Source organism: Vibrio hepatarius, from assembly GCF_011806575.1.
GTDB lineage: Bacteria > Pseudomonadota > Gammaproteobacteria > Enterobacterales > Vibrionaceae > Vibrio > Vibrio hepatarius_A.
Window position 1 is genome coordinate 1 of record NZ_JAATOO010000007.1, and the last position, 24,499, is coordinate 24,499.

A 24,499-nucleotide genomic window follows, 5' to 3' on the forward strand; every position below is an offset into this window, starting at 1 on the left:
GTAGTGTGGGGCTTCCCCATGTGAGAGTAGGACATCGCCAGGCTTTAAATTTAGACTTAGGTCTAACCAGTGCGGAGTGGTAGTTCAGTTGGTTAGAATACCGGCCTGTCACGCCGGGGGTCGCGGGTTCGAGTCCCGTCCACTCCGCCATTTATTTGAGAGTCGTCTCATTAAACACGAACTACAGGGGTGTAGCTCCAATTGGCAGAGCAGCGGATTCCAAATCCGCGTGTTGGGAGTTCGAATCTCTCCACCCCTGCCATATTTAAGGCTCCAGTCGAAAGACTGGAGCCTTTTTCGTTGGGTTAGAATGTTAAGCTTCTACTTGATAGAGCAGCGGATTCCCCGAATTACCAAAAATAGCGCGTGTTGGGGCGAAGCTTCCGAATCTCTGGAACGCCAGCCCGGTCCACCCCCGCCATATTTAAGGCTTCAGTCGAAAGACAGGAACTTTTTTCGTTTTCCTAGATTTATGGCGCCTTTCTCTACAACCTAGATTGCCGATTCAACGCAAAGTAAAGCGTACCTATGTTTTCAAGCTAAGTGTCCACTTCACGAGCCTGATAAGTTTTACTAGCCATATTTAGTGCCGGCTCATATAGTCAGTTTAGTTTTTGTAAATCTCTATTTGTTGTCGTCAAAGGAAAAGTGATGGTCCGAGAAGTGCAGATAAAGGAAGTTGTACGTTATCTTGAGCTACATTGCTGTGAACCAGTCAACTTAGAAAAAGCCGCTCAAATTGCGAACTTATCCCCATTTCATTTTCATCGCGTTTTTAAAGCTATTGTTGGAGAAACGGTGGCGGAGTTTATTCGCCGAATGCGCCATGAGAAAGCCGCACAAAATCTGATGTTTCAGGATAAGAGTGTTACAACCGTAGCGTTTGAGTTTGGCTTTTCGAGTTCTCAAGCGATGGCCCGGAGCTTCAAAACTTATCTTGGGGTTACGCCTTCACAAATAAAAGAGTGCCAGACAGTCGAGTCTTATTCAGCTCTGATGAGAAACAGCAAGATCGGATCCATATTGCGCAAGAATCGATACGAACTACCTGATGGACTTAGTTACTCTGAGTTCAAGTTAAACCAATCAGGGAAAGTTGAGATGAAAACAGAAAACCACCCGCAAAGAACAATCGCCTATGTACGTGTTGTTGGACCATACGGTGAAAATTATGAGCCAGCGGTACAAAAACTCTACTTATGGGCAGGTGCCAAAGGCGTGACTGGAGAATGTTTATTTATCTATCGTGATAACCCAGATATCACACCAGCGGATAAGTGCCGCACTGATATCGCGCTTGTCGTTCCAGATGACATAGAACCTAGTAGTGGTATCGAAGTTACTACCGTCCCGGCGGGGGCCTATGCGGTGCTGCGTAAGACAGTAGAAGAGAAGCAGCAGTATGGTCAGTTCTGGAATCAGTTGATTGAGGAAACGGTGGCGCAAGGTATTGAGTTAGATGAACGTCCTTGTTTTGAACTTTACCACTCTTATGATCAGCAAACAGGTCGTGCTGATGTCAGTTTCTGCGAAGCTATCAAAATCTAGATACAAAAAAAGCCCACTCAATGAGTGGGCTATTCAGCTGTGACGGAGCTGGATTATTTAAGCATTGCTTCGTTGCCGTTTTCACGGATGTGCTTAAGCATGCCTTTAACACCGCGTGCGCTTGAAGCGACAACGTTGCCAGACTTCATGTAGTCAGTGCCACCTGCAAAGTCAGTCACGATCGCGCCAGCTTCACGAGCAATCAGTTCACCTGCTGCAATATCCCAAGGCTTAAGGCCTAATTCGAAGAAACCATCCACACGTCCAGCAGCAACGTAACATAAGTCTAGAGCCGCAGAGCCAGTACGACGGAAGTCTGAACAATCTACGAATAGTGAAGACATGATCTTGAAGTAAGATTCAGAATGTTGCTTCTGTTTGAATGGGAAACCTGTCGCTAGCACAGTACCTTGAAGGTCTTTCAGTTGCTTAACGCGGATACGAGCGTTGTTCAACTGAGCACCTGAACCACGTTGTGCTGTGAACAGTTCGTTTTGCATTGGGTCGTAAACACACGCCACTTCAGTTTTGCCTTTGAAGCGTACAGCGATAGATACAGAAAAGTGAGGCAAACCTTTTACAAAGTTTGTTGTGCCATCCAGTGGGTCGATGATCCATTGTACTTCTTTGTCTTTACCTTCGATAACGCCATTTTCCTCAGCCACAATACAGTGCTCAGGGTATGAAGCTTGAATAGTATCGATGATGATAGCTTCTGCTTCTTTGTCTACGTTAGTAACAAAGTCGTTCGCGCCTTTTTGAGTCGATTCGATCTTCTCAGCATTTTCTAAAGATTTAGCAATATGATTGCCAGCTTTTCGTGCAGCACGAATAGCGATATTAAGCATAGGATGCATACTAATTTCCCAACGGATGTTAAAGAACAGAAAAACGGCGGGCAGTATAACAGAATAATCGTTAAAAGGAAGTGGTGATTTTTTGAACTTTTAATTTTATTAGTACAAAGGACCTGACCATTTTACTCAGGTATATGGTAATATCTTGCAGCTCATTTTTTGTCTTGGAATTTCATTAATGCTTAACAACGTAAAGGTTGTACTGGTTGGTACCTCTCACTCCGGAAATATTGGCTCTGCAGCACGAGCGATGAAGGTGATGGGACTGCACAACTTAGTACTGGTTGACCCTAATTGTGAAGTGGATGAACAAGCTTTAGCGTTGGCAGCTGGTGCGGCCGATATTGCTGAAAACGCCACGATAGTTAACACGCTGAACGAAGCTGTGGCTGACTGTAGCTTGGTGGTAGGCTCAAGCGCTCGTTCGCGAACCTTGGAATGGCCAATGCTAGAACCAAGAGAGTGTGGTCAGAAATTTGTTCAAGAAGGGCAAACTTCTCCTGTCGCTTTGGTGTTTGGTCGTGAACGTACTGGCTTGACTAATGATGAACTGCAAATCTGTCATTACCATGTGTGTATTCCTGCTAACCCAGAATACAGTTCGCTGAATTTAGCGATGGCGGTGCAAACGCTCAGCTATGAGATCCGCATGGCCTATCTCGACCGTGAACAAAGTCAGTATACTGAAGAGCCACAACCAGAGTACCCAAGACATAAAGAACTAGATCTGTTTTTTGAGCACTTAAACAAAATCGCTGTTGATACGCAGTTCATTAGCCAAGACCAACCGGGAAAAGTGATGAACAAGCTACGTCGTTTGTTTAACCGCGCTCGCCCAGAGGCTCAGGAACTCAATATCTTACGCGGAGTTTTGAGTGCGATAGAGAAGAAAATCTCTAACAAATAATGCCCTTGGTTCTCATAAGGGTAAATACTTGAGTAAAACAGTCAATTAAATACTTGACCATTTTACTCAAGTATGAAAAACTTCATACCACATAAACGATGTGGATATGGTGTTATATGAGACTTACATCTAAAGGAAGATACGCAGTGACAGCCATGTTAGATGTGGCTCTGCACTCACAGCAAAATCCAGTACCACTGGCGGATATTTCTGAACGCCAAGGTATCTCTTTGTCTTATCTAGAGCAGCTTTTCTCTAAATTGCGTAAAGCAGGCTTGGTAGCAAGTGTACGTGGTCCTGGTGGTGGTTATCGTCTTGGTGCTGATGCTGACACAATTGCAATCGGTACCGTCATTGCTGCGGTTGATGAATCAGTAGATGCAACCAAGTGCAACGGCAAAGGCGATTGTCAAGGTGGCTCTCGTTGCCTAACACACACATTGTGGCGTGACCTAAGCTCGCGTATTAGTGACTTCCTAAACAACATCACTCTTGGAGAGTTGATGACAAATAATGAAGTACTAGAAACTTCAGGCCGCCAAGATATTGATCTTGCGGTAAACCATGGGTTTACTAACAAGAACTCAAACACCGCACCCATCGGTGTAAACGTCCGCTCTTAAGCGGTCTGCCTGTTACATTGGAGTAGATAATGAAACTGCCTATTTATTTAGATTATTCAGCGACCTGTCCTGTTGATCCTCGTGTAGCTGAAAAGATGGTTCAGTACATGACTATGGACGGCACGTTTGGTAACCCAGCATCACGTTCACATCGTTACGGATGGCAGGCAGAAGAAGCCGTGGATACTGCGCGCGAGCAAATCGCTGACTTACTAAACGCAGACCCACGTGAAATCGTCTTCACTTCAGGTGCAACGGAATCTGATAACCTAGCGATCAAAGGCGCTGCGCATTTTTACTCAAAGAAAGGCAAGCACGTCATCACTTGTAAAACAGAACACAAAGCGGTTCTTGACCCATGTCGTCAGCTTGAACGTGAAGGTTTCGAAGTTACTTACCTAGAGCCTGAAGCAAATGGCATCATCGATCTGAAGAAGCTTGAAGCTGCGATGCGCGAAGACACTGTGCTTGTGTCTATCATGCACGTAAACAACGAGATTGGTGTCATCCAAGATATCGCATCAATTGGTGAGCTTTGCCGCGAACGTAAAATCATCTTCCACGTAGACGCTGCTCAATCAGCGGGCAAATTGCCAATCGACGTGCAAGAAATGAAAGTTGACTTGATTTCACTGTCGGCGCACAAAATTTACGGTCCTAAAGGTATCGGCGCACTTTACGTTCGTCGTAAGCCTCGCATCCGTCTGGAAGCGCAAATGCACGGTGGTGGTCATGAACGTGGCTTCCGTTCAGGTACACTAGCAACTCACCAAATCGTTGGTATGGGTGAAGCGTTCCGCATCGCAAAAGAAGAGATGCAGAAAGACTACGACCACGCATTGGCACTACGTAATCGTCTACTAGATGGCGTGAAAGACCTAGAAGCGGTAACGATCAACGGTGACTTAGAGCAGCGCGTACCACAAAACCTAAACATCAGTTTTGCATTTGTAGAGGGTGAATCTCTACTGATGTCACTGAAAGACCTAGCAGTATCGTCTGGTAGTGCATGTACATCAGCGAGCCTAGAGCCGTCATACGTACTGCGCGCACTAGGTCTGGACGACGAATTAGCACACAGCTCGATTCGTTTCTCATTCGGTCGTTTTACAACTGAAGAAGAAATTGATTTCGTCATTGAACAAGTTCGCGTAGCGGTTAACAAACTACGTGACATGTCTCCTCTATGGGATATGTACAAGGAAGGAATCGACTTGAGCACAGTTGAGTGGGCACACCACTAATCTGAGCGGTTGTTTCTAAGGAATTTAATAGAGGATTCGAGGTAAAATATCATGGCATACAGCGAAAAAGTAATTGATCACTACGAGAACCCGCGTAACGTTGGTTCATTTGACAAAGAAGACCCATCAGTAGGTAGCGGCATGGTTGGTGCGCCAGCATGTGGCGATGTAATGAAGCTTCAAATCAAGGTAACACCAGAAGGTATTATCGAAGATGCGAAATTCAAAACTTACGGTTGTGGTAGTGCAATCGCGTCAAGCTCACTGGTAACTGAATGGGTTAAAGGTAAGAGCATTGATGAAGCGGCAGCAATTAAGAATGCTGAAATTGCTGAAGAATTAGAACTGCCACCAGTAAAAGTTCACTGCTCGATTCTTGCTGAAGACGCAATCAAAGCTGCAGTTGCGGACTACAAGAAAAAACACCAAGAATAAGTAATCTGTATATAATGGGAGGCTCGTTCTCCCATTCTAATCGTCAAATTAAACAAACTAAGGTGCAGTATGGCCATCACAATGACAGATAACGCGGCGAGTCGCGTAAGAACATTCTTAGAAAGCCGTGGTAAAGGTATCGGTTTACGCTTGGGTGTGAAAACGACTGGTTGTTCTGGCATGGCTTACGTCCTTGAGTTCGTTGACGAGCTTAACGAAGAAGACGAGGTGTTTGAGTTCTCAGGCGTGAAAATTATCATCGATAAGAAAAGCCTAGTGTACTTGGACGGCACCGAGCTGGACTATGTTAAGCAAGGGTTGAATGAAGGCTTTGAATTCAACAACCCAAATGCGAAAAGTGAATGTGGTTGCGGTGAGAGCTTCAACGTTTAATTGATAGCACCTGTGGGTGAACATCGCCTACAGGTAGATTACCAAGGGCCGAATTCTCCATGAATTACTTCGAATTATTTGGGCTACCAAGTCAGTTTACTCTGGATGGTAGCCTTCTTTCTTCACAATTCCGTGAACTTCAAAAGCGTTTTCATCCGGATAACTTTGCTAGCGCGTCAGAGCGTGATCGCCTACTTGCGGTGCAGAAAGCGTCGCAAATCAATGATGCATATCAAATACTGAAAAATCCGATTTCTCGCGCTGAATACATGTTGTCTGAAAACGGCGTTGATATCCGTGCAGAGCAGCAAACCATGCAAGACCCAATGTTCCTAATGGAACAGATGGAATTGCGTGAAGAACTAGAAGAGATCGCAGATAAAACCGATCCCGAAGACGCTCTGTTCGACTTTGAAAGCAAAGTCAGCAAAATGTACAAACACCATTTGCGTACAGTAGAAGATGAGCTCAATGGCGAACTTTGGCTGCAAGCCGCAGATAGCGTGCGCAAGCTTAAGTTTATTGCCAAGTTAAAAAATGAAATCGAGCAAGTCGAAGACAAACTTCTCGGCTAGCAAATAACAAGGACCAATCATGGCACTACTTCAAATTGCAGAACCGGGTCAAAGCTCGGCACCACATGAGCATAAATTGGCAGCAGGTATCGATTTAGGTACGACTAACTCGTTGGTTGCTTCTGTTCGTAGCGGCAGTGCAAAAACTTTGCAAGATGAACAAGGTCGCAGCATCTTACCTTCGATTGTTAACTACTCGGGCGAAGTACCTGAGGTCGGTTATGATGCGAAAGCGAAAGCAGAACTTGATCCGAAAAACACCATCATTTCGGTAAAACGTCTGATTGGCCGTTCACTACAAGATATTCAAACTCGATACCCAAGCCTGCCATACCAGTTTAAAGCGAGTGAAAACGGCTTGCCGGTTTTGCAAACTCAGGCGGGTGATAAAAACCCAATCGAAGTGTCTGCTGATATTCTGAAATCACTAAGCCAGCGTGCAGAAGAGTCACTTGGCGGCGATTTATCTGGTGTGGTTATTACCGTTCCAGCTTACTTCGACGACGCTCAGCGTGCCGGAACTAAAGACGCAGCGAAATTGGCTGGTCTGCACGTATTGCGTTTACTCAATGAGCCAACAGCCGCCGCGATTGCCTATGGTTTAGACTCTGGTCAAGAAGGTGTGATTGCGGTTTATGATTTAGGTGGCGGTACATTTGATATCTCTATCTTACGTCTATCAAAAGGTGTGTTTGAAGTCCTAGCGACAGGCGGTGACTCAGCACTAGGCGGCGATGACTTTGACCACCTATTTGCCGACCACTTGATTGAAAAAGCCGGTCTAGCAACGCCACTGACCGCAGAGCAGCATCGTACATTGCTTAACGTTGCAACAGAAACCAAGATCGCGTTCTCTGAGAAAGACAGCGTAGAAGTAAGTGCGCTTGGCTGGCAAGGCACCGTCACTCGTGAAGAGTTTGAAGAACTGATTCGCCCTCTTGTGAAGAAGACATTACTCTCTTGTCGTCGTGCGCTTAAAGACGCAGAAGTTGACAGTGATGATGTGCTTGAAGTCGTCATGGTAGGTGGTTCAACGCGTACACGCCTTGTTCGCGAAATGGTTGGTGAATTCTTTGGTCGTCAGCCACTGACAAGCATTAACCCAGATGAAGTTGTGGCGATTGGCGCAGGTATCCAAGCGGATATTCTGGTTGGCAATAAACCTGATTCTGAAATGTTGTTACTCGACGTTATTCCTCTGTCCTTGGGCATTGAAACCATGGGCGGTTTGGTTGAAAAAATCATCCCTCGTAACACCACGATTCCTGTTGCTCGTGCACAAGAGTTCACCACATTTAAAGATGGTCAAACAGCAATGAGCGTACACGTAGTGCAAGGTGAACGTGAGTTGGTTGACGATTGTCGTTCATTGGCGCGCTTCTCGCTGAAAGGTATTCCACCGATGGCAGCGGGTGCGGCGCATGTCCGTGTGACCTATCAAGTAGACGCAGATGGTTTGTTGTCTGTGACGGCGATGGAGAAGAGCACGGGTATTCAGTCAGAGATCCAAGTGAAGCCTTCTTACGGTTTAAGTGACGACGAAGTGGCAAATATGCTCCGTGACTCGATGACACACGCGAAAGACGACATGCTTGCTCGTGCCTTAGCAGAGCAAAAAGTAGAAGCGGATCGAGTGATCGAAGGCTTGATCGCAGCGATGCAAGCGGACGGCGACGATTTGTTGTCTGAGCAAGAGAAGCAAGATTTGATCAAAGCGATTGAGTCTTTAATTGAATTACGTAACGGTGACGATGCGGACGCGATAGAGCAAGGTATCAAAGATACCGATAAAGCGAGCCAAGAGTTTGCATCGCGTCGTATGGATAAATCGATTCGAGCTGCGCTGTCAGGTCAATCAGTTGATGATATTTAAGAGATAAAAAGCTATGCCTAAGATTATTGTATTACCGCACGAAGATCTGTGTCCTGAAGGTGCTGTACTTGAAGCTAAAGCGGGTGAAACTGTTCTTGATGTGGCGCTGAAAAACGGTATTGGCATTGAGCACGCTTGTGAAAAGTCGTGCGCTTGTACGACGTGCCACGTAGTGATTCGTGAAGGTTTTGATTCTCTTGATGAGAGCGATGAGCTAGAAGATGACATGTTAGATAAAGCATGGGGTCTTGAGCCTGAATCTCGTCTAGGCTGCCAAGCGAAAGTCGCTGATGAAGACTTAGTGGTTGAGATTCCAAAGTACACGCTTAACCACGCATCTGAAGATCACTAATACTTCTCTGACTGAGCAAAGTAGAAATAGAAGGAAGTTGAGCAATGAAATGGACTGACTCTCGTGATATCGCAATTGAGCTATGTGATAAGTTTCCAGAGATCGACCCTAAAACCGTGCGTTTTACCGATCTGCACCAGTGGATTCTGGAGCTGGAAGATTTTGATGACGAGCCAAACCGATCGAATGAAAAAATCCTAGAAGCAGTAATTTTATGCTGGATGGATGAGATGGATTAGGTTTGACTGCTAAAAACTAGCGCAGTTAACAAAATTTACTAAAAATAACGGACCTTAGGGTCCGTTTTTTTATCAACTTGACAATTTTGTTCTACAAAATGCTAACATCCGAGGGTTAACAGAGTAGGGCGTAGGCAACGCCGATTAAGACAAGGAGAAACCATGTCTACACAGATGTCAGTATTTCTTAGCCAAGAATCCGCAGCTCCACAGTGGGGCGAAAAAGCAATCCTTTCTTTTTCTGATCAAGGTGCGACTGTTCACTTAGGTGAAGGTCATGATCTAGGTGCAATTCAACGCGCATCTCGCAAACTAGAAGCGCAAGGAGTACGTTTTGCTTCTCTAGAAGGCGGTGCTTGGGATCTTGAAAGCATCTGGGCATTTCATCAAGGTTATCGTGACGCGAAGAAGTCCAACCAAGTTGTTTGGCAACCACTGGCTGAAGCCGATCAAGCTGAGCTAGAAGCGCGAATCAAAGCAACAGAGTTTACTCGCGATATCATCAACAAAACCGCTGAAGAAGTGGCACCGCGTCAGCTAGCAACCATGGCCGCTGAGTTCATTAAGTCTGTTGCCCCTGAAGGTACAGTCACCGCGCGCATCGTTAAAGACAAAGACCTGCTTGCAGAAGGTTGGGAAGGTATCTACGCCGTTGGTCGTGGTTCAGAACGCACGTCAGCGATGCTTCAACTGGACTTCAACCCAACGGGTGATGAAAACGCGCCAGTATATGCGTGCTTAGTGGGTAAAGGCATCACATTTGATTCAGGTGGTTACAGCATCAAACCGTCTGGTTTTATGGCATCGATGAAAGCAGACATGGGTGGTTCGGGCACGATCACTGGTGGTCTAGGTCTTGCGATCATGCGTGGCTTGAACAAACGCGTGAAGCTGATCCTATGCTGTGCGGAGAACATGGTTTCAGGTCGTGCACTGAAGCTGGGCGATATCATTACTTACAAAAACGGTAAGACGGTTGAGATCTTAAACACCGATGCTGAAGGTCGTTTGGTACTGGCGGATGGTTTGATCTACGCAAGTGAGCAAAACCCAGAGCTGATCATCGACTGTGCGACACTGACCGGCGCAGCGAAGAACGCGCTTGGTAATGACTACCACGCACTCATGAGCTTTGATGACGAGCTAGCACACCAAGCACTGAACTCAGCTCGCGAAGAGAAAGAAGGACTTTGGCCGCTGCCTTTGGCTGACTTCCACCGCGGTATGCTGCCATCAAGCTTTGCCGATCTCGCCAACATCAGTAGCGGTGACTACACACCAGGTGCGAGTACCGCTGCGGCGTTCCTGTCTTACTTTGTAGAAGACTACAAAAAAGGCTGGCTACACTTTGACTGTGCTGCGACCTACCGCAAAACTGCGGCAGATAAATGGGCAGCGGGCGCGACAGGTGTTGGTGTTCGTACTATTGCTCGTGTACTGTTGGACCAAGCTGAAAAATAACTTCGAGGCCGATAGGCCTCATTCTAATAATTAATACAGAGAAGACGAAAGGAAACCCTATGGCTCTAGAGAGAACCTTTTCTATCATTAAGCCCGATGCCGTTGAACGTAACTTGATTGGTGAAATCTATCATCGCATTGAGAAAGCAGGTCTACGCATTGTTGCCGCTAAAATGGTTCATCTAAATGAACAACAAGTAAGCGGCTTTTACGCAGAGCATGAAGGTAAAGAATTCTTCCAGCCACTGAAAGAGTTCATGACTTCTGGTCCAATTATGGTTCAGGTGTTAGAAGGCGAGAATGCGATTGCACGCTACCGTGAGCTGATGGGTAAAACCAATCCAGAGCAAGCGGCATGCGGTACACTACGTGCAGATTATGCGCTGAGCATGCGTCAAAACTCGGTTCACGGTTCTGATAGTCCAGAGTCAGCCGCTCGCGAGATCGAGTTCTTTTTCCCAGAGTCAGAAATCTGCCCACGATAACTTGGATTGCTACGTAAAAGGCTATTCCAAGTGAATAGCCTTTTCTTTATTGGAAAATAACGGTTTTACGTACCATTATTGCTTGGCAGATTTTTTTTATCACAGCCGCACGCAAGGGTATCAGTATTGACAGAATGTGATATACTCTGCGCGCACTTTATACCTTATTAACAGAGTAAGACAATGACTGATTTATCAAAATACAGAAACATTGGTATTTTTGCTCACGTAGACGCGGGTAAAACTACCTCTACAGAGCGTATCCTTAAGCTAACTGGTAAGATCCACAAGATCGGTGATACTCACGACGGTTCAACTACAACTGACTTCATGGAGCAGGAAGCTGAACGTGGTATTACAATCCAGTCTGCGGCAACTACTTGTTTCTGGAACGATCACCGTCTAAACATCATCGATACTCCTGGACACGTTGACTTCACAATCGAAGTTTACCGTTCTCTGAAAGTACTTGACGGTGGTATCGGTGTATTCTGTGGTTCTGGTGGTGTTGAACCTCAGTCAGAAACTAACTGGCGTTACGCTGACGAATCTCACGTATCACGTCTGATTTTCGTTAACAAACTAGACCGTATGGGCGCTGACTTCTACAAAGTTGTAGACCAAGTACAAAACGTTCTAGCAGCAACTCCTCTAGTAATGACTCTACCTATCGGTATCGAAGACGACTTTACTGGTGTTGTTGACGTACTAAGCCAAAAAGCTTACGTATGGGACGATTCAGGCCAGCCAGAGAACTACGAAGTTCAAGACATTCCAGCAGACATGGTAGAGAAAGCAGCGGAATACCGTGAAATGCTAATCGAAACTGCTCTTGAGCAAGACGAAGATCTAATGATGGCTTACCTAGAAGAAGGCGAAGAGCCATCTGTAGAAGACATCAAACGTTGTATCCGTAAAGGTACTCGTGATCTAGCATTCTTCCCAACTTACTGTGGTTCAGCGTACAAGAACAAAGGTATCCAACTTATTCTTGACGCGGTAGTAGATTACCTACCAGCGCCAACAGAAGTAGATCCTCAGCCTCTAACTAACCCAGACACAGGTGAAGCGACTGGTGAAGTTGCGACTGTATCTGCAGATGAGCCTCTAAAAGCGCTTGCGTTCAAGATCATGGACGACCGTTTCGGTGCCCTAACATTCATCCGTATCTACTCTGGTAAGATGAAGAAAGGTGACACAATCCTTAACTCTGCAACTGGTAAAACAGAGCGTATTGGCCGTATGGTTGAAATGCACGCAGACGAGCGTAACGAGATCGATTCAGCACAAGCTGGTGACATCATCGCTGTTGTTGGTATGAAGAACGTTCAAACTGGTCACACTCTATGTGATCCTAAGCACGAATGTACTCTAGAACCAATGATCTTCCCAGATCCAGTTATCTCTATCGCTGTTAAGCCTAAAGATAAAGGCGGTTCTGAGAAAATGGGTATCGCGATCGGTAAAATGGTTGCAGAAGATCCATCATTCCAGGTTGAAACTGATGAAGATTCAGGTGAAACAATCCTGAAAGGTATGGGTGAACTTCACCTAGACATCAAAGTAGACATCCTGAAGCGTACTTACGGCGTTGAGCTAGAAGTAGGTGCTCCACAGGTAGCTTACCGTGAAACTATCACTCAACCAGTTGAAGATAGCTACACTCACAAGAAGCAGTCTGGTGGTTCTGGTCAGTTCGGTAAGATCGATTACCGCATCAAGCCAGGCGAGCAAAACTCTGGCTTCAAGTTCACATCATCAGTTGTTGGTGGTAACGTACCTAAAGAATTCTGGCCTGCAGTTGAGAAAGGCTTCGCAAGCATGATGGAAAACGGCGTACTAGCTGGCTTCCCTACGCTAGACGTTGAAGTTGAACTATTCGACGGTGGCTTCCACGCAGTTGACTCTTCAGCAATCGCGTTCGAAATCGCAGCGAAAGGTGCATTCCGTCAATCTATGCCTAAAGCTGGTCCACAGCTTCTAGAGCCAATCATGAAAGTTGACGTATTCACTCCAGAAGATCACGTTGGTGACGTAATCGGTGACCTTAACCGTCGTCGTGGTATGATCAAAGACCAACAAGCTGGTACTACTGGCGTACGTATCAAGGGTGATGTACCTCTATCAGAAATGTTCGGTTACATCGGCTCTCTACGTACAATGACTTCTGGTCGTGGTCAGTTCTCTATGGAGTTCTCTCACTACGCACCATGTCCAGCAAACGTTGCTGAGCAAGTAATCGCAGAAGTTAAAGAGCGTAACGAGAAGAAGTAATTCTTTAAGTTAACTCAATAGCTCGAAAGCCTCGCCTAGTGCGAGGCTTTTTATTTGTTTACGTCAATCACGAAGGTTAATTGTCTGAAATTCATAATCGACGGAGCTCTCAAAGCAGGCAATCTCCTCTTTTAACCATTGAGTAAACAGTTGAGCTTTTGGGCGCTTTAAGTACCCATAAGGGGCGCATAAGTAATAGGCGAACTTAGGTTTTATCGCAACGTTACCGATACAGACTAGATTTCCAGAGCGTATATATTGATATGCTAAGCTATGCTTAACCAATGCAACACCTTGTAAAGATAATGCGGCCTCCAGTGTTAAATGAGAACCGCTGTATCTTAGAGCAGGTTTTTCCGCCGTCATTCCCAACGTTTCTAGCCACGAATTCCAATCCACATCGGGCCATACGTCTTCAATCAACTCTGCGTTTTTTAAATCCTCAAGCTGATAAATGTTGTGTTCTTTCTGATAGATAGGGTGGCAAGCCGGATAAAATAATTCATCCATTAGCCACTGGGATTCTAAATGACGGTAGTCGCCTTTACCGTAACGAATGCACAAATCGATTTGGCTGTCTTGAAATGAAACTAACTCATTAGTTGGATCTAACAGAATTGAAATGTCGGGATGACGTTGTCTGAAAGCGGTTATTTTGGGCACCAACCAATGGTGTGCAAAAGAAGGTAACGTAGAGATAGAGAGATGGGTTGGGTTTGGATCTTGATTGATTAAATTCACACCTTGTTGCAGATGAGTAAATCCACGTTCTGCTTTAGAGAACAAAAGGATTCCTTCGGCAGTCAGAGTGACTTTTCTGTGTTGGCGGACAAATAAATCCGTTCCCAAAAATTCTTCCAACTGACGTATCTGCTGGCTGATGGCGGCTGGCGTAACGAAAAGATGCCGTGCCGCAGCTTTAAAGCTTCCTTCTTTAGCGGCAATAAAGAAGTAGTACAAACCCTGCAGTGGTGGCATTCGATCTTTCACATTAGTTTTCCTTAACCGAGTGTCAGGGAGTATCGTTTGTGAATATCCAGATAGTCACTGATGATTGTATGAGGTTTTTACTGTAGATGAGTTTCTCTGATTAGCCAAATAAATGGAGTTCCGGAAACGGCGAGTGATTGGCGAGCAGTGATTTAAACTCGATATTAAGTTAGTGATCAATAGACGGAATGGAGAAGGGCTTATGGTCAACGTAATGAAAGCTAACAAGCACGATAAATACGGTATGTTTGAGTGCAATCAAAATTGGCTTCAGTATATCTTTTCTAAATTAGTTATTTGGAAAAGAAATTATCGGACTCGTCGCCAACTAGCTGAACTACCAGAATACCTCTTTGACGATCTAGGTTTAGACAGGACAAAGATTGAAAAAGAGCTGCGAAAACCATTTTGGCAGGATTAACATGGAGTATTCGCTAAACACACTGCCATATAAGGACGAGGGATTAATCTAATGATGAAGATGACGCAATCTCGCTGTGGAGCCAGTTAGCAAATGCAGCGATTCTATCTCTGCGAGGGGAACTCTCATCATAGAACAAGTTAAATTGGATACCCGGTGTCATACCAATATCAAATGGTTTGATGAGCAGCCCTCGCTCTACATAATCGCTAGCTAATGAATCAGAAGCTAAGCACGCGCCATGACCAGCCATCACCGCATTCATTGCGTGATCGAACGTACTGACATCCATCCATTGAACGGATTCTTTGTTCATCGTTACCCCCGCCTGTGCAAACCAACTTTGCCAAGGGTAACCGCCAGACTCATAGTGAATTAGCCAACAATTAAGTAGCTGTTCAGGTTTAGTCAGGTTGATCGCGTTTGCTAAATGGGGAGAGCAAAACGGATAAATCGTTTCTTCAAACAGGAAGCGTTTTAGCAGTTTGTTTTCTGTGGTTAACTCCAGTTCTTCACCTTGCCAAATGGCGAGGTCCGCGGCACCTTGTTTTAAGTTTGGTGCGTCGCAACTGGTCAGAATGCGAATTGGGATATTAGGATGCTGAGTGGAAAATTTCCAAAGACGGGGTAGTAACCAACGAGAAGCAAACGAAGGTGTTGAACTGACACACAGTAGCCCTTCAACGGGTTCGCTTTGGATTTGATTCAGACCGGTAACAATTTGTTCTAGTCCTTGCGAAACATGTTTATAGAGAATTTTTCCCTGTTCGGTGAGGCGCATTTCACGACCGTCGCGAACAAACAGTTTGCACGCTAATCCATCTTCTAACTGACGTATCTTTTGGCTGACTGCCGCTTGGCTTACAAACAACTCATCTGCCGCACGGCTGTAGCTATTGAGTCGTGCTGCAACTTCGAAATAACGAAGTCCGGGTAAGTGGTGTAGCCTTGCGTCCATTCAAGCAGTCCTAATTTCTCATCCTTGGGCTAAGCATGATAATGGCTAGCCGCGTAAAAAAAAAGAGAGCCGTAGCTCTCCTTATCTTTATTCTTCCCATACGATCAATTTATCTTTTGGCCAGTTATGTCCAACATCATGGTACTTCTGTTCCAGTACGTGACGTTTGATTTTCAGTGTTGGCGTCAAGATGCCATTCTCGATAGACCAAGGTTCTTTGATCATTAGAACTCCTTTAATCTTTTCGTGAGATTCCAATTGGGCGTTCATTTTGTCGATGACCTTTTTCGTTGTGCGTTCATAGCGAGCTCGGTCAAAATTTGGGAAATCATGTGGAACAACCAGCAAAATAGGTGCGGGTAGCCCCAAACCAATTAAACACATCATCTCAACGCGGCTGTACTCAAACAGCTTTTTCTCAATCGGGACTGGGGCAACAAACTTACCTTTCGCAGTTTTGAAAGAGTCTTTCTTTCTGCCTTGGATCGTTAAATAACCGTCAGCATCAATTGCACCGATATCACCGGTGTGCAACCAGCCTTCAACGTCGAACGATTCCTGCGTTGCGATATCGTTTTTGTAGTAGCCCGAGAAGAGTCCTTTGCTGCGCACCATGATCTCATCGTCTTGCGCTATCTTTAGCTCGATACCTGGGCCTGCGTTACCGACACTACCTATCTTGTCGGCGCGGAACGGATAGTTAAGTGTGCTGTAGGCGAAAGATTCTGTCATGCCCCATGCTTCAGTAATATTGAGCCCTAAGCTGTGATACCACTCTAGTAGTGCAGGAGATACGGGGGCTGAGCCGCAACCGAGCACTCGCGCCTGATCCAAGCCTAAGCCTTGTGCCAGTTTCTTTTTCAGTAACGTATTAACTAAAGGGATCTTCAGTAAGATGTTGAGTTTCTTCTGCGGCAATTTATCTTGGATGCGTTGTTGGAAAAGTGTCCATAAGCGCGGAACCGAGATAAACAGAGTAGGGCGCTGCATTTTAACGTCTTCGATAAACGTGTCGAGCGATTCAGGAAACGCAGTCGGCACGCCCCCCATAATTGAAGAACCAAAAATGTAGACACGCTCAGTAATGTGTGCCAGAGGAAGGTAAGAGAACAAGCGGTCGTTTTCTTCGATACCAATGTGATTGATCAACTGCTGAGCAGACCAACTGAACGCGCCGTAAGTCAGCATCGCCCCTTTGGGTAACCCAGACGTCCCGGAGGTGTACACTAAAGACATCAGCTTGTCGTCATAATGCTCGGGTCTTTCTTTGCTAGGTTCTACGTTTTCAATTAGTTGCTTGAACTGATGTTGGCAGCGCGGCGCGGAGTCGTAGGGTAATGCAATACTGATTAGCTCGCTCTGGGCATCAATGATTTGCTGCGTCGCTTGTGCGTTATCCAGCTTGCCGGCAATCAGCGCTTTACTCTCACTATGCTTAATACAGTACTCGATAGTCTCGGCACCTGCGGTAGGGAAAATGGGTACGCTGACATAGTCGCCAAGCATCAACGCCAAGTCGGTGATAAACCATTCGGCACAGTTTTTGGAAATCAGTGCGACTTTGTCTCCGGGTTTTACCCCGAGATTTCTTAGGGCAGAGACAAGTCTGAGCGCTTGGTCTGCGACTTCCTTATACGTGAATTCTACAAATTGTCGGTTGATGATTTGTTTTAGATATACGTCGTTTGGACGCTCTTCGACCCATTTGAGGATCATCTCGTTTGGTGGAGGGAGAGCGCAACCAGCTATCATTCTCGAGTTTGGCTGATTCATGTTAGGTGACTCCATGTCTTTATTATCGGTATTTATATTTATAGTTGTTAACGCATTGTTAAATTTAGCATGATTTGTACTGGCAAGGGAATGGCGGTGAATATTTCTTCAGCAAGTTCTATACAGACTTGTGATGGTTGGAGGTTTTCGCTTTGAGGTATTGCTGTCGATACGTGGCAGGAGAAACACCGATGCGTTTTTTAAAAATGCGAGCGAAATAAGAAATGTCTTGGTAGCCACATTGATAAGCGATATAGGCGATTTTTACATTCGGTTGGTTTTTTAGAAGCTCTTTCGCTAGTGTCAGGCGTTTTTCGATCAAGTAATCGCGAAAGCAGACGCCAAGGTGTTTACGAAAATACTTAGAGAAGTATGAGGCTGAGTAGTGGCAAAGTGCGGCGACGTCTTCCTCTCGTACTTCTTTATGGAGGTTTTGTTCAACATAGCGTAATACTTTATTGATTTCCTTTGTCCTGGGAGGTAGTTCACCGTTCAAAGTAGCGTGCTTGTTATGGGGATCGCTGTAGGTCGAATAATATTTTTTATCCAGATATTTTAGCCACTTAGGAAATGATTTGACGTCCAGTTCGTGTTGCTCACATACCACTGAACGATCGGGGAGATCGACAGCGCAGCCTTTCTCTAGCAAGACAAATAGTCGTTTGTTTAAATTTTTACATAATGTGCTGACGCAAGAGATGGGCAGAGTCTCTGATCCGCTTAGGTAAACCACGCAAAAATGGACATTAGGCTCACTTAACACCGAAATATCATCTGCGTATTCGTTGACATTAAACTCTTCTCTTAACGCATTCATACATGATGCTGGAAGCTCGTTAATACTTTTACCTAGCCAGTGGATTCTGGACTTCATTCTTATTTTATATCCTCAATTTCAAGGGTTAACTCAAGAAAATGCGGGTATTACTAAAGTTAAGCGTAGAAGAAAAAATCAAAAATAAAAGCCACCTAACTATCTGTAATGCTGGTGAAGTCACGGTTTAATAGCACTCAGATGAATAGGACAAGAAAGTCCCACCTAAAAACAAAAAAGTCCTAACTAACAACTTAAACACTAACCTACTTTTTAAAATGTGATATCGACCTAAAGATTGATGAGCGCAAAATTCGAATCAACCTTCGAATAGGACATAGGGGAAGGAAAATGGACAAATTCACTCACTTAATGAAAGAGTTTTGGAATGACGAAGAAGGTCTCACACTTCTGGAGTACATCCTAGGTGCTGCTTTGATCGTTGCGGCAATGCTAAACCTTGGCTTCTGGGACACATTGGCGGACGTATTTTCTGATGTATCGGGCGATATTGAGGGCATTGGTGGTGGTAGCTAACGCTTCTGGCAACGATGAAGCTAGGGATTAGTTATTTAATAAGTGGAGGAGCTGATTAATGAACATGACACTTCATTTAGTAATCTGGTCCTTACTTATCGTGATTGGTGTCTCTGACGTGATGAGGCACCGTATTCCGAACAAAGTGATTTTGCTGCTTATCGCCGCTGTACTAACAGAGTTGAGCTTTGGCAGTAATTTAGGCTGGCGTATTCATTTGAGTGGTTTTTTCTATACGACAACCTTGTGTTTTGTTTTCTACTTTATGAAAGCGATGGCAGGTGGAGACGTAAAACTGTTGGCGGCGATTGGTTTGTGGCTTGGCTCAGAGCAAATGTGGTTAGTAACACCATACATCGTTATCGCTGGTGGTGTAATTGCGACTCTTTACTTAGCAAGACATGTAGCCTCATCGCCGGTAACGATGACAGAACAGATGCGCAGTTACGCAGTGCAGAAAGTGACGCCGGGGTGGAAATCCAGTCAACCTTTAGTGATTCCTTTTGCTCCAGCCGTTGTTATTGGCTTGGCTTACTTTTTCTACATTCACTAGTGTCTCTTTTGATTAGCTGGAGACTGACCCGAGTGCCAATCATGGGAGGGCACAATTTATGGGAACGGTATTTAAGGACGATCTAATACCTCAAATCTCTCCGCCAGTGGTTCCTTCTGATGAAGACAGTTTGGGCGTCCCTCCAGTTGTCACAGAAAACTTACTTCTCAAGCATCTCTCTGCATATCCAAAGTCAGATTTGGTTGAACTAACCCACCGGATGTGTGTTGTTTCTCATATTGTCGAGACAGCTTTGGCGCATTTGAGAAACAAAAGTTGGGTTGAAGTCTATCAACCGATGTCTGGTTCTGGCAGCGCCTACAATAAAATTCGCTATGGATTAACCGAGTTAGGTCTCGCCGAAGCTGAGCTCGCATTTCGTAAGGATGCGTATATCGGTCCTGTCCCTGTTTCCCTAGAGCAATACTGGGACATCGTGAAACAGCAAGATCTTCGCAATCAACCCATTACCAGACCGGATGTAGAAAGAGCACTATCCGATGTCTATGGTGCAGAACGAATTATTCCAGTGCTTGGACCTGCGATTAACTCTGGTCGCGCGCTGCTGCTCTACGGTCATGCTGGTACGGGTAAGAGTTTCGTCGCGGCTCGAGTGTTAAATGCTTTAAACACTTCAGTATTTATCCCTTACGCGGTGTATGCCGATGGGAACATCATCAAAGTGTTTTCTGAGCATCACCATCGCCGCTTAGATAACACACATTCGGAAATTTACGTCAAACTCGATCATCACTATGACAAGCGCTGGATCTTATGTGAGCGTCCAAATATTCAAGTCGGTGGGGAACTGACGATGGATATGCTTGAAGTTAACCACAGCGAACACAATCGAGTTTGGATTGCGCCACTACAGATGATGGCGAACAACGGCATCTTAGTGATCGATGATTTAGGTCGCCAGTCGATGCCAGTTGCGGCGCTGCTTAACCGTTGGATTGTGCCGATGGAATATTTGGTGGACCACCTAGGTTTACCCAATGGTCAGCAAATATCAGTTCCGTTTCTATTGACCTTAGCTTTCTCTTCTAACCTTCCGCCAAGCGCAATTGCTGACCCTGCATTCTTAAGACGACTTGGTTACAAGATTGAGTTTGAACCACTAGAGCTGATGGATTATGTCCAACTGTGGACGGATTTAGCCAAAGAATATCAGCTCAATTTAGACGTGGGTTTTTTTGAACAACTGAAACAGCTACATAGCGTTAGCGGCACTGGGTATTTCCCGTGTTTACCCAAAGACATTTTGGGGATTAGTCGAGACATATTGCTATTTGAAGCCAGTAATAACAGTGTCTCCAGCGAAATTCTTAATCGCGCCTGGAATTTATATTTCACGGTTGACGAGTAGAGGAGAAAGGATGCCATGAGTAAGACACAAATCACCATGCTCTTACTGTTATCTATCGCCTTTGGCTTAGGGGCAGTATTGATTGCAAAGCAATGGCTGGATAGCCGAACCTTACCGACCGTGCAAATGGAAGAGGTTGAGCGTCATCCTGTACTAGTCGCAACGACTGAATTAGAGCCAGGGATCATTCTGGAAGATAAACATCTGACGACCAAAATGATGGAAGTGGATTGGATTACTGAAGAAACTCTTAAGTTACCTGAGCAAGCCGTTGGCAAAGTCGTCACCACTTCGATTTTTAAAGGTGAACTGATTAATCCTAATCGTATTGCGGTTCCGGGTGAGGGGGTCACCTTGGCGGCGTTGATTCCAGAAGACAAGCGCGCGCTGACTATCCGTGTCAATGACGTTATTGGTGTTGCGGGCTTTCTGCTTCCGGGTAACAAGGTTGACGTGCTCAATACTAAGGGTTCAAGAACGGATACAGTACTGAAAAACCTCAAAGTATTGGCGGTTGACCAGACAGCAAGAACGGATGACAACAAGCCCGTTATCGTGCGCGCCGTCACGCTGGAAGTGACGCCTAAAGAAGCAGAAAAACTGCTCACTGAAAATAGCAAAGGTCAGATCCAACTTGCGTTACGTAACCCTCATACCGTCGATAAACCTGCTCAAGTAAAACGTTACGTTCCCGCTCCTAGTGTGACTGTCATCAAAGGTTCTCAGGCTTCGAAAGTCCGAGTAAGTAATTAGGTGGATTATGAAAAGAATAATACTAATTTTATGCCAGTTACTATTGGTGGGTTCGAGTTTCACCGTATACGCAGCGGCTCAGTCTGGGCGAGTGGTTTCTGTACCGCATCACCAGTCTACCCAATTGATGATTTCGGGAAACGCGAAGAAAGTAACCTTAGGCGATCCAGCTGTACTGGATATATTGGTTCTAAGATCGAATGAGTTGTTCCTGATCGGTAAACGACTGGGTACAACTAATGTATCGGTTTGGGACAGACGAGGACGAATCATCGAGTCCTTTAACGTCGAGGTCACCCATGACCTCAATACATTAAAAGCGAAGCTCAATCAGTTTTTACCTAATGAAAGTATTGAGGTTCACAGTACCCAAGACAAAATTGTTCTTAAAGGTTTGATTAGTAATCAGCAGAACATGGATATGGCACTGAAAATTGCTGAAACCTTTGCGGCGGGTAACTCTGCCGATGAAAGTGATGACGATGATAAAGGTGGTTCTGTAATTAATTTGCTTTCAATTGGTGGTGCGCAACAGGTGACATTGGAAGTGACGGTTGCCGAAGTGCAGCGTTCCTTAGTAAGACGTTTTGATACCAACTTTCACTTCTTCCAACAAAGTGGTGATATCACTTGGGGTGGTACAACCGTAGGTGGTTCTTTAGAAGGAGTGGGTAATGCAATAGCTCCAGTGTTAAACGCGCCGGGTGTGAACGAATTTGGCTTCTTAGGTTCGTTTATCGATAGCAATACTTTATTTACCTTTGCGCTTGATATCGCGAAGCAAAACGGCGTCGCTAAAGTGTTGGCAGAGCCAAGTCTAACGGCGCTAAGCGGCACTAAAGCCGAGTTTGTGGCTGGTGGTGAGTTCCCAATACCCGTACCTAATGAGAACGGTATTACTATCGCGTACAAAGAGTACGGTGTGTCACTCAACTTTATTCCCTACATTTTAAGTGACAAGAAAATCAACCTGAAACTGGGCGTTAACGTCAGTGAAATCGCGACCTCAGGGGTGCTGACATACAACCCAGGCGACACTAACGCGGCTTATTTTGTACCTCCTATTACCAAGCGAAGTGCCGGAACCACGCTGGAACTTGCCGATGGTCAAACCATGGGGATTGCAGGTTTGCTCAGCGAGAACTCTCGTAATGTTGACAAAGGGTTACCCGGTATTTCGGACGTACCAATACTCGGCCGCCTATTTAAGAGTGAAGAATACACCTCTGGTGAAACCGAGCTCGTCATTTTGGTTACGCCGAAGCTAGCCAAACCTATCGACCGCCGCAATATCACGTTACCGACAGACGGATATGTCAGTCCAAATGACATAGAGTTTTATCTCTTGGGTAAAGGGGCAAGACTAGATTTCGACAAATACCAACTCGACAACAACGCCAATACCAATGATGAGAATGATGCGTATCGATACGGCGGGTCAGAAGGTGGTACAGATGGTTCGTTTGGGCACAGTTTATAGGTGGGGCTGATATGAAAAATACAATGATATTCGCTATTTGTTGCGCTTCACTGAGTTTGAGCGGTTGTGCAAATGATCCCGAGCTTGGTGTATCCCTTAGTCAGTTGCGAGCAGAGCAGACGCAAAACCCAAATGCCTGGAGAGAAAATCTCGGCTATCTGCCTGAAGGTAGTGGTGAGCGTTCTGAAACTAGTTTGACCATATATAACAACAATGGGTCATCTAAGAAGAAGTAAGTGATTTAGTCACTTAAGGAACGATGATGATGCACGCAAAGCAAACATTGACCATGAAATCCCAGCAAGGGATCACACTGGTTTTGGTCAGCCTATTGATGCTGATCCTGATCGGCATGGCGGCTTTTGTGATTGATTTAAATCACCAAGTGTTGAACAAGACACGGCTGCAAAACGCGGTTGATGCAGCAGCACTGGCTTCGGCAGTAGTCGCAGACAAAACCAGCAATGTGTATGCATCGAGATCGGCTGCGATAGATACGCTTAACAGCTATGTATCGGAGTCGGGCAACGCAGAGTTAGTTGATTTGCTTGGCGTTGATGCATCCGGTAATAGCTTTGATACGGTCAATGCTAACATCACGTTTTCTACTGATTTACAGACCTTTGTCACAGCGGATGCGTTTGTCGCACCAACCGGTACAAGATACGACATATACACCCGTGTTGTGGTCGACAGTGTACCGCTGACTCAGTACCTCAGCTTTATATTTGGTGGTGATAAAGATGTGTCTGCCAGCGCCGTTGCGGGTCGTAGTGCCAGTATTCAGACCACGTGTAACATAGCGCCTGTTGCGATGTGTGGTAATCCGGCATTAACCGATGAAACCGCTTGGGGTTACGTACCTTCTAGTTACCCTAACTACGATTCTACTCGAGACAAAATACCGGAAACCATCTACGCAATTAAGCCTTCCAGCCATAAAACTGGAGAGTTAGGTCCGGGTAATTTTCATTTATTGGATCTGGGCTTGAATGGTAAAGATGGCGTGCGAGATGCTTTTGCCGGTGCAACAGAAAACTGCATTACTGTGGGACAAAACGTCGATACGGAAACGGGTAAAGGGACGGGGCCAGTGGCTCAAGGAATCAATACTCGCTTTGGTGACTTTACCGGACCAACCGAAGAAGGGGAAACAGTTAAGTCGGATAAGTATATCGAAGAGTCAAACGTTACGGAAAGTAACTACGAGGATATCTACCAGAACAATAAACCGGGCGCGTTTTACTACGCCGATTACTACCAAAAGCTAAATAGTTGTATTGAAGGTAACAGTTGTGACTCTCAATACTATGACGCTGATGGCTTGGAAGGCCGACGCTTATTGCAAATTCCAATCATTGACTGCTCGGCCTCAACTGGGGGTAATCAAGCAATGCCTGTGCTTGGTTTTGGCTGCTTCTTCTTAACGCAAAAAGTAAAGCAAAAAGGCAATGAGTCTGAAGTGATCGGTCAATTTCTCCATGACTGCGGGATCAATAACGGTTCTACAGGCATCGACCCGAGTGATAACGGTCTTTTTAGGATTCAGCTTTATAAAGACCCTTTAGGTAATGGAGCATCGTAA

Annotated in this window: 26 protein-coding genes and 2 tRNA genes; 23 read left to right on the forward strand and 5 right to left on the reverse strand. The window is 45.4% G+C overall.

The genetic code is table 11. The features are described from left to right. Window positions 1-73 precede the first annotated feature (73 nt). From HCZ42_RS06870 to HCZ42_RS06880, 3 genes are all read left to right on the forward strand, one after another. Window positions 74-150, forward strand: a tRNA-Asp gene (locus HCZ42_RS06870). A 35-nt stretch (window positions 151-185) separates the two neighbouring features. Next, a tRNA-Trp gene (locus HCZ42_RS06875) sits at window positions 186-262 on the forward strand. Window positions 263-651: 389 nt separating this feature from the next. Continuing rightward, window positions 652-1,548, forward strand: a complete 897-nt coding sequence (locus HCZ42_RS06880; RefSeq protein ID WP_167419999.1) for an AraC family transcriptional regulator — start codon at window positions 652-654, stop codon at window positions 1,546-1,548. Between the two features lie 53 nt (window positions 1,549-1,601). Here HCZ42_RS06880 and suhB read toward each other — a convergent pair whose 3' ends face one another. Continuing rightward, the gene (suhB, locus tag HCZ42_RS06885; protein WP_167420000.1) at window positions 1,602-2,405 is read right to left on the reverse strand and encodes an inositol-1-monophosphatase; all 804 of its coding nucleotides are present in this window, start codon (window positions 2,403-2,405) and stop codon (window positions 1,602-1,604) included. 178 nt (window positions 2,406-2,583) lie between these two features. Between suhB and trmJ the strand changes: the two genes are divergently transcribed. The 12 genes from trmJ to fusA all read left to right on the forward strand — a co-directional run bounded on the left by trmJ (window position 2,584) and on the right by fusA (window position 13,266). Beyond that, window positions 2,584-3,312 (forward strand): tRNA (cytosine(32)/uridine(32)-2'-O)-methyltransferase TrmJ, encoded by a 729-nt coding sequence (gene trmJ / locus HCZ42_RS06890; protein ID WP_167420001.1) that lies wholly within the window; start codon window positions 2,584-2,586, stop codon window positions 3,310-3,312. Window positions 3,313-3,428: 116 nt separating this feature from the next. Then, window positions 3,429-3,935, forward strand: coding sequence for a Fe-S cluster assembly transcriptional regulator IscR (gene iscR / locus HCZ42_RS06895; RefSeq protein ID WP_167420002.1), 507 nt, complete (start codon window positions 3,429-3,431; stop codon window positions 3,933-3,935). Between the two features lie 29 nt (window positions 3,936-3,964). Next, window positions 3,965-5,179, forward strand: coding sequence for an IscS subfamily cysteine desulfurase (locus HCZ42_RS06900; RefSeq protein WP_167420003.1), 1,215 nt, complete (start codon window positions 3,965-3,967; stop codon window positions 5,177-5,179). A 51-nt stretch (window positions 5,180-5,230) separates the two neighbouring features. Further along, window positions 5,231-5,614, forward strand: a complete 384-nt coding sequence (iscU, locus tag HCZ42_RS06905; RefSeq protein ID WP_053409715.1) for a Fe-S cluster assembly scaffold IscU — start codon at window positions 5,231-5,233, stop codon at window positions 5,612-5,614. Window positions 5,615-5,683: 69 nt separating this feature from the next. After that, complete coding sequence (gene iscA, locus HCZ42_RS06910) at window positions 5,684-6,007, forward strand: iron-sulfur cluster assembly protein IscA (protein WP_053409714.1); 324 nt, start codon at window positions 5,684-5,686, stop codon at window positions 6,005-6,007. Window positions 6,008-6,066: 59 nt separating this feature from the next. Further along, window positions 6,067-6,582 (forward strand): co-chaperone HscB, encoded by a 516-nt coding sequence (hscB, locus tag HCZ42_RS06915; protein WP_167420004.1) that lies wholly within the window; start codon window positions 6,067-6,069, stop codon window positions 6,580-6,582. A gap of 19 nt (window positions 6,583-6,601) precedes the next feature. Further along, window positions 6,602-8,455 carry a Fe-S protein assembly chaperone HscA gene (gene hscA, locus HCZ42_RS06920; protein WP_167420005.1) on the forward strand — a complete coding sequence of 618 codons (1,854 nt, stop codon included), beginning with the start codon at window positions 6,602-6,604 and terminating at the stop codon, window positions 8,453-8,455. Window positions 8,456-8,468: 13 nt separating this feature from the next. After that, window positions 8,469-8,807 (forward strand): ISC system 2Fe-2S type ferredoxin, encoded by a 339-nt coding sequence (gene fdx, locus HCZ42_RS06925; protein WP_053409711.1) that lies wholly within the window; start codon window positions 8,469-8,471, stop codon window positions 8,805-8,807. A 44-nt stretch (window positions 8,808-8,851) separates the two neighbouring features. Further along, window positions 8,852-9,046 carry a Fe-S cluster assembly protein IscX gene (iscX, locus tag HCZ42_RS06930; RefSeq protein ID WP_167420006.1) on the forward strand — a complete coding sequence of 65 codons (195 nt, stop codon included), beginning with the start codon at window positions 8,852-8,854 and terminating at the stop codon, window positions 9,044-9,046. A gap of 162 nt (window positions 9,047-9,208) precedes the next feature. Next, window positions 9,209-10,507 (forward strand): aminopeptidase PepB, encoded by a 1,299-nt coding sequence (gene pepB, locus HCZ42_RS06935; protein ID WP_167420007.1) that lies wholly within the window; start codon window positions 9,209-9,211, stop codon window positions 10,505-10,507. Window positions 10,508-10,566: 59 nt separating this feature from the next. After that, window positions 10,567-10,992 carry a nucleoside-diphosphate kinase gene (gene ndk, locus HCZ42_RS06940; RefSeq protein WP_167420008.1) on the forward strand — a complete coding sequence of 142 codons (426 nt, stop codon included), beginning with the start codon at window positions 10,567-10,569 and terminating at the stop codon, window positions 10,990-10,992. 183 nt (window positions 10,993-11,175) lie between these two features. After that, window positions 11,176-13,266 (forward strand): elongation factor G, encoded by a 2,091-nt coding sequence (fusA, locus tag HCZ42_RS06945; RefSeq protein WP_167420009.1) that lies wholly within the window; start codon window positions 11,176-11,178, stop codon window positions 13,264-13,266. 63 nt (window positions 13,267-13,329) lie between these two features. Here fusA and HCZ42_RS06950 read toward each other — a convergent pair whose 3' ends face one another. Beyond that, on the reverse strand, window positions 13,330-14,256 hold the full coding sequence (locus HCZ42_RS06950; RefSeq protein WP_167420010.1) for a LysR substrate-binding domain-containing protein: 927 nt from the start codon (window positions 14,254-14,256) through the stop codon (window positions 13,330-13,332). Window positions 14,257-14,470: 214 nt separating this feature from the next. On the opposite strand from HCZ42_RS06950, the gene HCZ42_RS06955 reads away from it, so the two are divergent. Continuing rightward, the gene (locus HCZ42_RS06955; RefSeq protein ID WP_167420011.1) at window positions 14,471-14,677 is read left to right on the forward strand and encodes a DUF1127 domain-containing protein; all 207 of its coding nucleotides are present in this window, start codon (window positions 14,471-14,473) and stop codon (window positions 14,675-14,677) included. Between the two features lie 43 nt (window positions 14,678-14,720). Here the strand turns inward: HCZ42_RS06955 and HCZ42_RS06960 are convergent, their stop codons facing one another. From HCZ42_RS06960 to HCZ42_RS06970, 3 genes are all read right to left on the reverse strand, one after another. Beyond that, on the reverse strand, window positions 14,721-15,635 hold the full coding sequence (locus HCZ42_RS06960; RefSeq protein WP_167420012.1) for a LysR substrate-binding domain-containing protein: 915 nt from the start codon (window positions 15,633-15,635) through the stop codon (window positions 14,721-14,723). 87 nt (window positions 15,636-15,722) lie between these two features. After that, complete coding sequence (locus HCZ42_RS06965; RefSeq protein WP_167420013.1) at window positions 15,723-17,408, reverse strand: AMP-binding protein; 1,686 nt, start codon at window positions 17,406-17,408, stop codon at window positions 15,723-15,725. A gap of 118 nt (window positions 17,409-17,526) precedes the next feature. Further along, window positions 17,527-18,282 (reverse strand): helix-turn-helix domain-containing protein, encoded by a 756-nt coding sequence (locus HCZ42_RS06970; RefSeq protein WP_167420014.1) that lies wholly within the window; start codon window positions 18,280-18,282, stop codon window positions 17,527-17,529. A 291-nt stretch (window positions 18,283-18,573) separates the two neighbouring features. Here HCZ42_RS06970 and HCZ42_RS06975 point away from each other — a divergent pair, with 291 nt between their 5' ends. From HCZ42_RS06975 to HCZ42_RS07005, 7 genes are read left to right on the forward strand one after another with little or no spacing between them, the layout of a single operon-like run. Further along, the gene (locus HCZ42_RS06975; protein WP_167420015.1) at window positions 18,574-18,759 is read left to right on the forward strand and encodes a Flp family type IVb pilin; all 186 of its coding nucleotides are present in this window, start codon (window positions 18,574-18,576) and stop codon (window positions 18,757-18,759) included. A 58-nt stretch (window positions 18,760-18,817) separates the two neighbouring features. Further along, complete coding sequence (locus tag HCZ42_RS06980) at window positions 18,818-19,312, forward strand: prepilin peptidase (protein ID WP_368484171.1); 495 nt, start codon at window positions 18,818-18,820, stop codon at window positions 19,310-19,312. Between the two features lie 58 nt (window positions 19,313-19,370). After that, window positions 19,371-20,681 carry an AAA family ATPase gene (locus tag HCZ42_RS06985; RefSeq protein ID WP_167420016.1) on the forward strand — a complete coding sequence of 437 codons (1,311 nt, stop codon included), beginning with the start codon at window positions 19,371-19,373 and terminating at the stop codon, window positions 20,679-20,681. Between the two features lie 15 nt (window positions 20,682-20,696). Continuing rightward, window positions 20,697-21,434: a Flp pilus assembly protein CpaB gene (gene cpaB / locus HCZ42_RS06990; protein ID WP_167420017.1), complete on the forward strand. Its 738-nt coding sequence runs from the start codon at window positions 20,697-20,699 to the stop codon at window positions 21,432-21,434. A gap of 7 nt (window positions 21,435-21,441) precedes the next feature. Further along, entirely contained in the window at window positions 21,442-22,914 is a 1,473-nt protein-coding gene (locus HCZ42_RS06995; RefSeq protein WP_167420018.1) for a type II and III secretion system protein family protein, read from the forward strand. Between the two features lie 11 nt (window positions 22,915-22,925). Beyond that, window positions 22,926-23,150, forward strand: coding sequence for a hypothetical protein (locus HCZ42_RS07000; protein ID WP_053409697.1), 225 nt, complete (start codon window positions 22,926-22,928; stop codon window positions 23,148-23,150). A gap of 26 nt (window positions 23,151-23,176) precedes the next feature. Next, window positions 23,177-24,499: a pilus assembly protein TadG-related protein gene (locus tag HCZ42_RS07005; protein WP_167420019.1), complete on the forward strand. Its 1,323-nt coding sequence runs from the start codon at window positions 23,177-23,179 to the stop codon at window positions 24,497-24,499.

Bases quoted from the DNA above. Each gene is read 5' to 3' on its own strand.
- HCZ42_RS06880 (WP_167419999.1), top strand. From the start codon at position 652: ATGGTCCGAGAAGTGCAGATAAAGGAAGTTGTACGTTATCTTGAGCTA.
- suhB (WP_167420000.1), bottom strand. From the start codon at position 2,405: ATGCATCCTATGCTTAATATCGCTATTCGTGCTGCACGAAAAGCTGGC.
- trmJ (WP_167420001.1), top strand. From the start codon at position 2,584: ATGCTTAACAACGTAAAGGTTGTACTGGTTGGTACCTCTCACTCCGGA.
- iscR (WP_167420002.1), top strand. From the start codon at position 3,429: ATGAGACTTACATCTAAAGGAAGATACGCAGTGACAGCCATGTTAGAT.
- HCZ42_RS06900 (WP_167420003.1), top strand. From the start codon at position 3,965: ATGAAACTGCCTATTTATTTAGATTATTCAGCGACCTGTCCTGTTGAT.
- iscU (WP_053409715.1), top strand. From the start codon at position 5,231: ATGGCATACAGCGAAAAAGTAATTGATCACTACGAGAACCCGCGTAAC.
- iscA (WP_053409714.1), top strand. From the start codon at position 5,684: ATGGCCATCACAATGACAGATAACGCGGCGAGTCGCGTAAGAACATTC.
- hscB (WP_167420004.1), top strand. From the start codon at position 6,067: ATGAATTACTTCGAATTATTTGGGCTACCAAGTCAGTTTACTCTGGAT.
- hscA (WP_167420005.1), top strand. From the start codon at position 6,602: ATGGCACTACTTCAAATTGCAGAACCGGGTCAAAGCTCGGCACCACAT.
- fdx (WP_053409711.1), top strand. From the start codon at position 8,469: ATGCCTAAGATTATTGTATTACCGCACGAAGATCTGTGTCCTGAAGGT.
- iscX (WP_167420006.1), top strand. From the start codon at position 8,852: ATGAAATGGACTGACTCTCGTGATATCGCAATTGAGCTATGTGATAAG.
- pepB (WP_167420007.1), top strand. From the start codon at position 9,209: ATGTCTACACAGATGTCAGTATTTCTTAGCCAAGAATCCGCAGCTCCA.
- ndk (WP_167420008.1), top strand. From the start codon at position 10,567: ATGGCTCTAGAGAGAACCTTTTCTATCATTAAGCCCGATGCCGTTGAA.
- fusA (WP_167420009.1), top strand. From the start codon at position 11,176: ATGACTGATTTATCAAAATACAGAAACATTGGTATTTTTGCTCACGTA.
- HCZ42_RS06955 (WP_167420011.1), top strand. From the start codon at position 14,471: ATGAAAGCTAACAAGCACGATAAATACGGTATGTTTGAGTGCAATCAA.
- HCZ42_RS06960 (WP_167420012.1), bottom strand. From the start codon at position 15,635: ATGGACGCAAGGCTACACCACTTACCCGGACTTCGTTATTTCGAAGTT.
- HCZ42_RS06965 (WP_167420013.1), bottom strand. From the start codon at position 17,408: ATGAATCAGCCAAACTCGAGAATGATAGCTGGTTGCGCTCTCCCTCCA.
- HCZ42_RS06970 (WP_167420014.1), bottom strand. From the start codon at position 18,282: ATGAAGTCCAGAATCCACTGGCTAGGTAAAAGTATTAACGAGCTTCCA.
- HCZ42_RS06975 (WP_167420015.1), top strand. From the start codon at position 18,574: ATGGACAAATTCACTCACTTAATGAAAGAGTTTTGGAATGACGAAGAA.
- HCZ42_RS06980 (WP_368484171.1), top strand. From the start codon at position 18,818: ATGAACATGACACTTCATTTAGTAATCTGGTCCTTACTTATCGTGATT.
- HCZ42_RS06985 (WP_167420016.1), top strand. From the start codon at position 19,371: ATGGGAACGGTATTTAAGGACGATCTAATACCTCAAATCTCTCCGCCA.
- cpaB (WP_167420017.1), top strand. From the start codon at position 20,697: ATGAGTAAGACACAAATCACCATGCTCTTACTGTTATCTATCGCCTTT.
- HCZ42_RS06995 (WP_167420018.1), top strand. From the start codon at position 21,442: ATGAAAAGAATAATACTAATTTTATGCCAGTTACTATTGGTGGGTTCG.
- HCZ42_RS07000 (WP_053409697.1), top strand. From the start codon at position 22,926: ATGAAAAATACAATGATATTCGCTATTTGTTGCGCTTCACTGAGTTTG.
- HCZ42_RS07005 (WP_167420019.1), top strand. From the start codon at position 23,177: ATGATGCACGCAAAGCAAACATTGACCATGAAATCCCAGCAAGGGATC.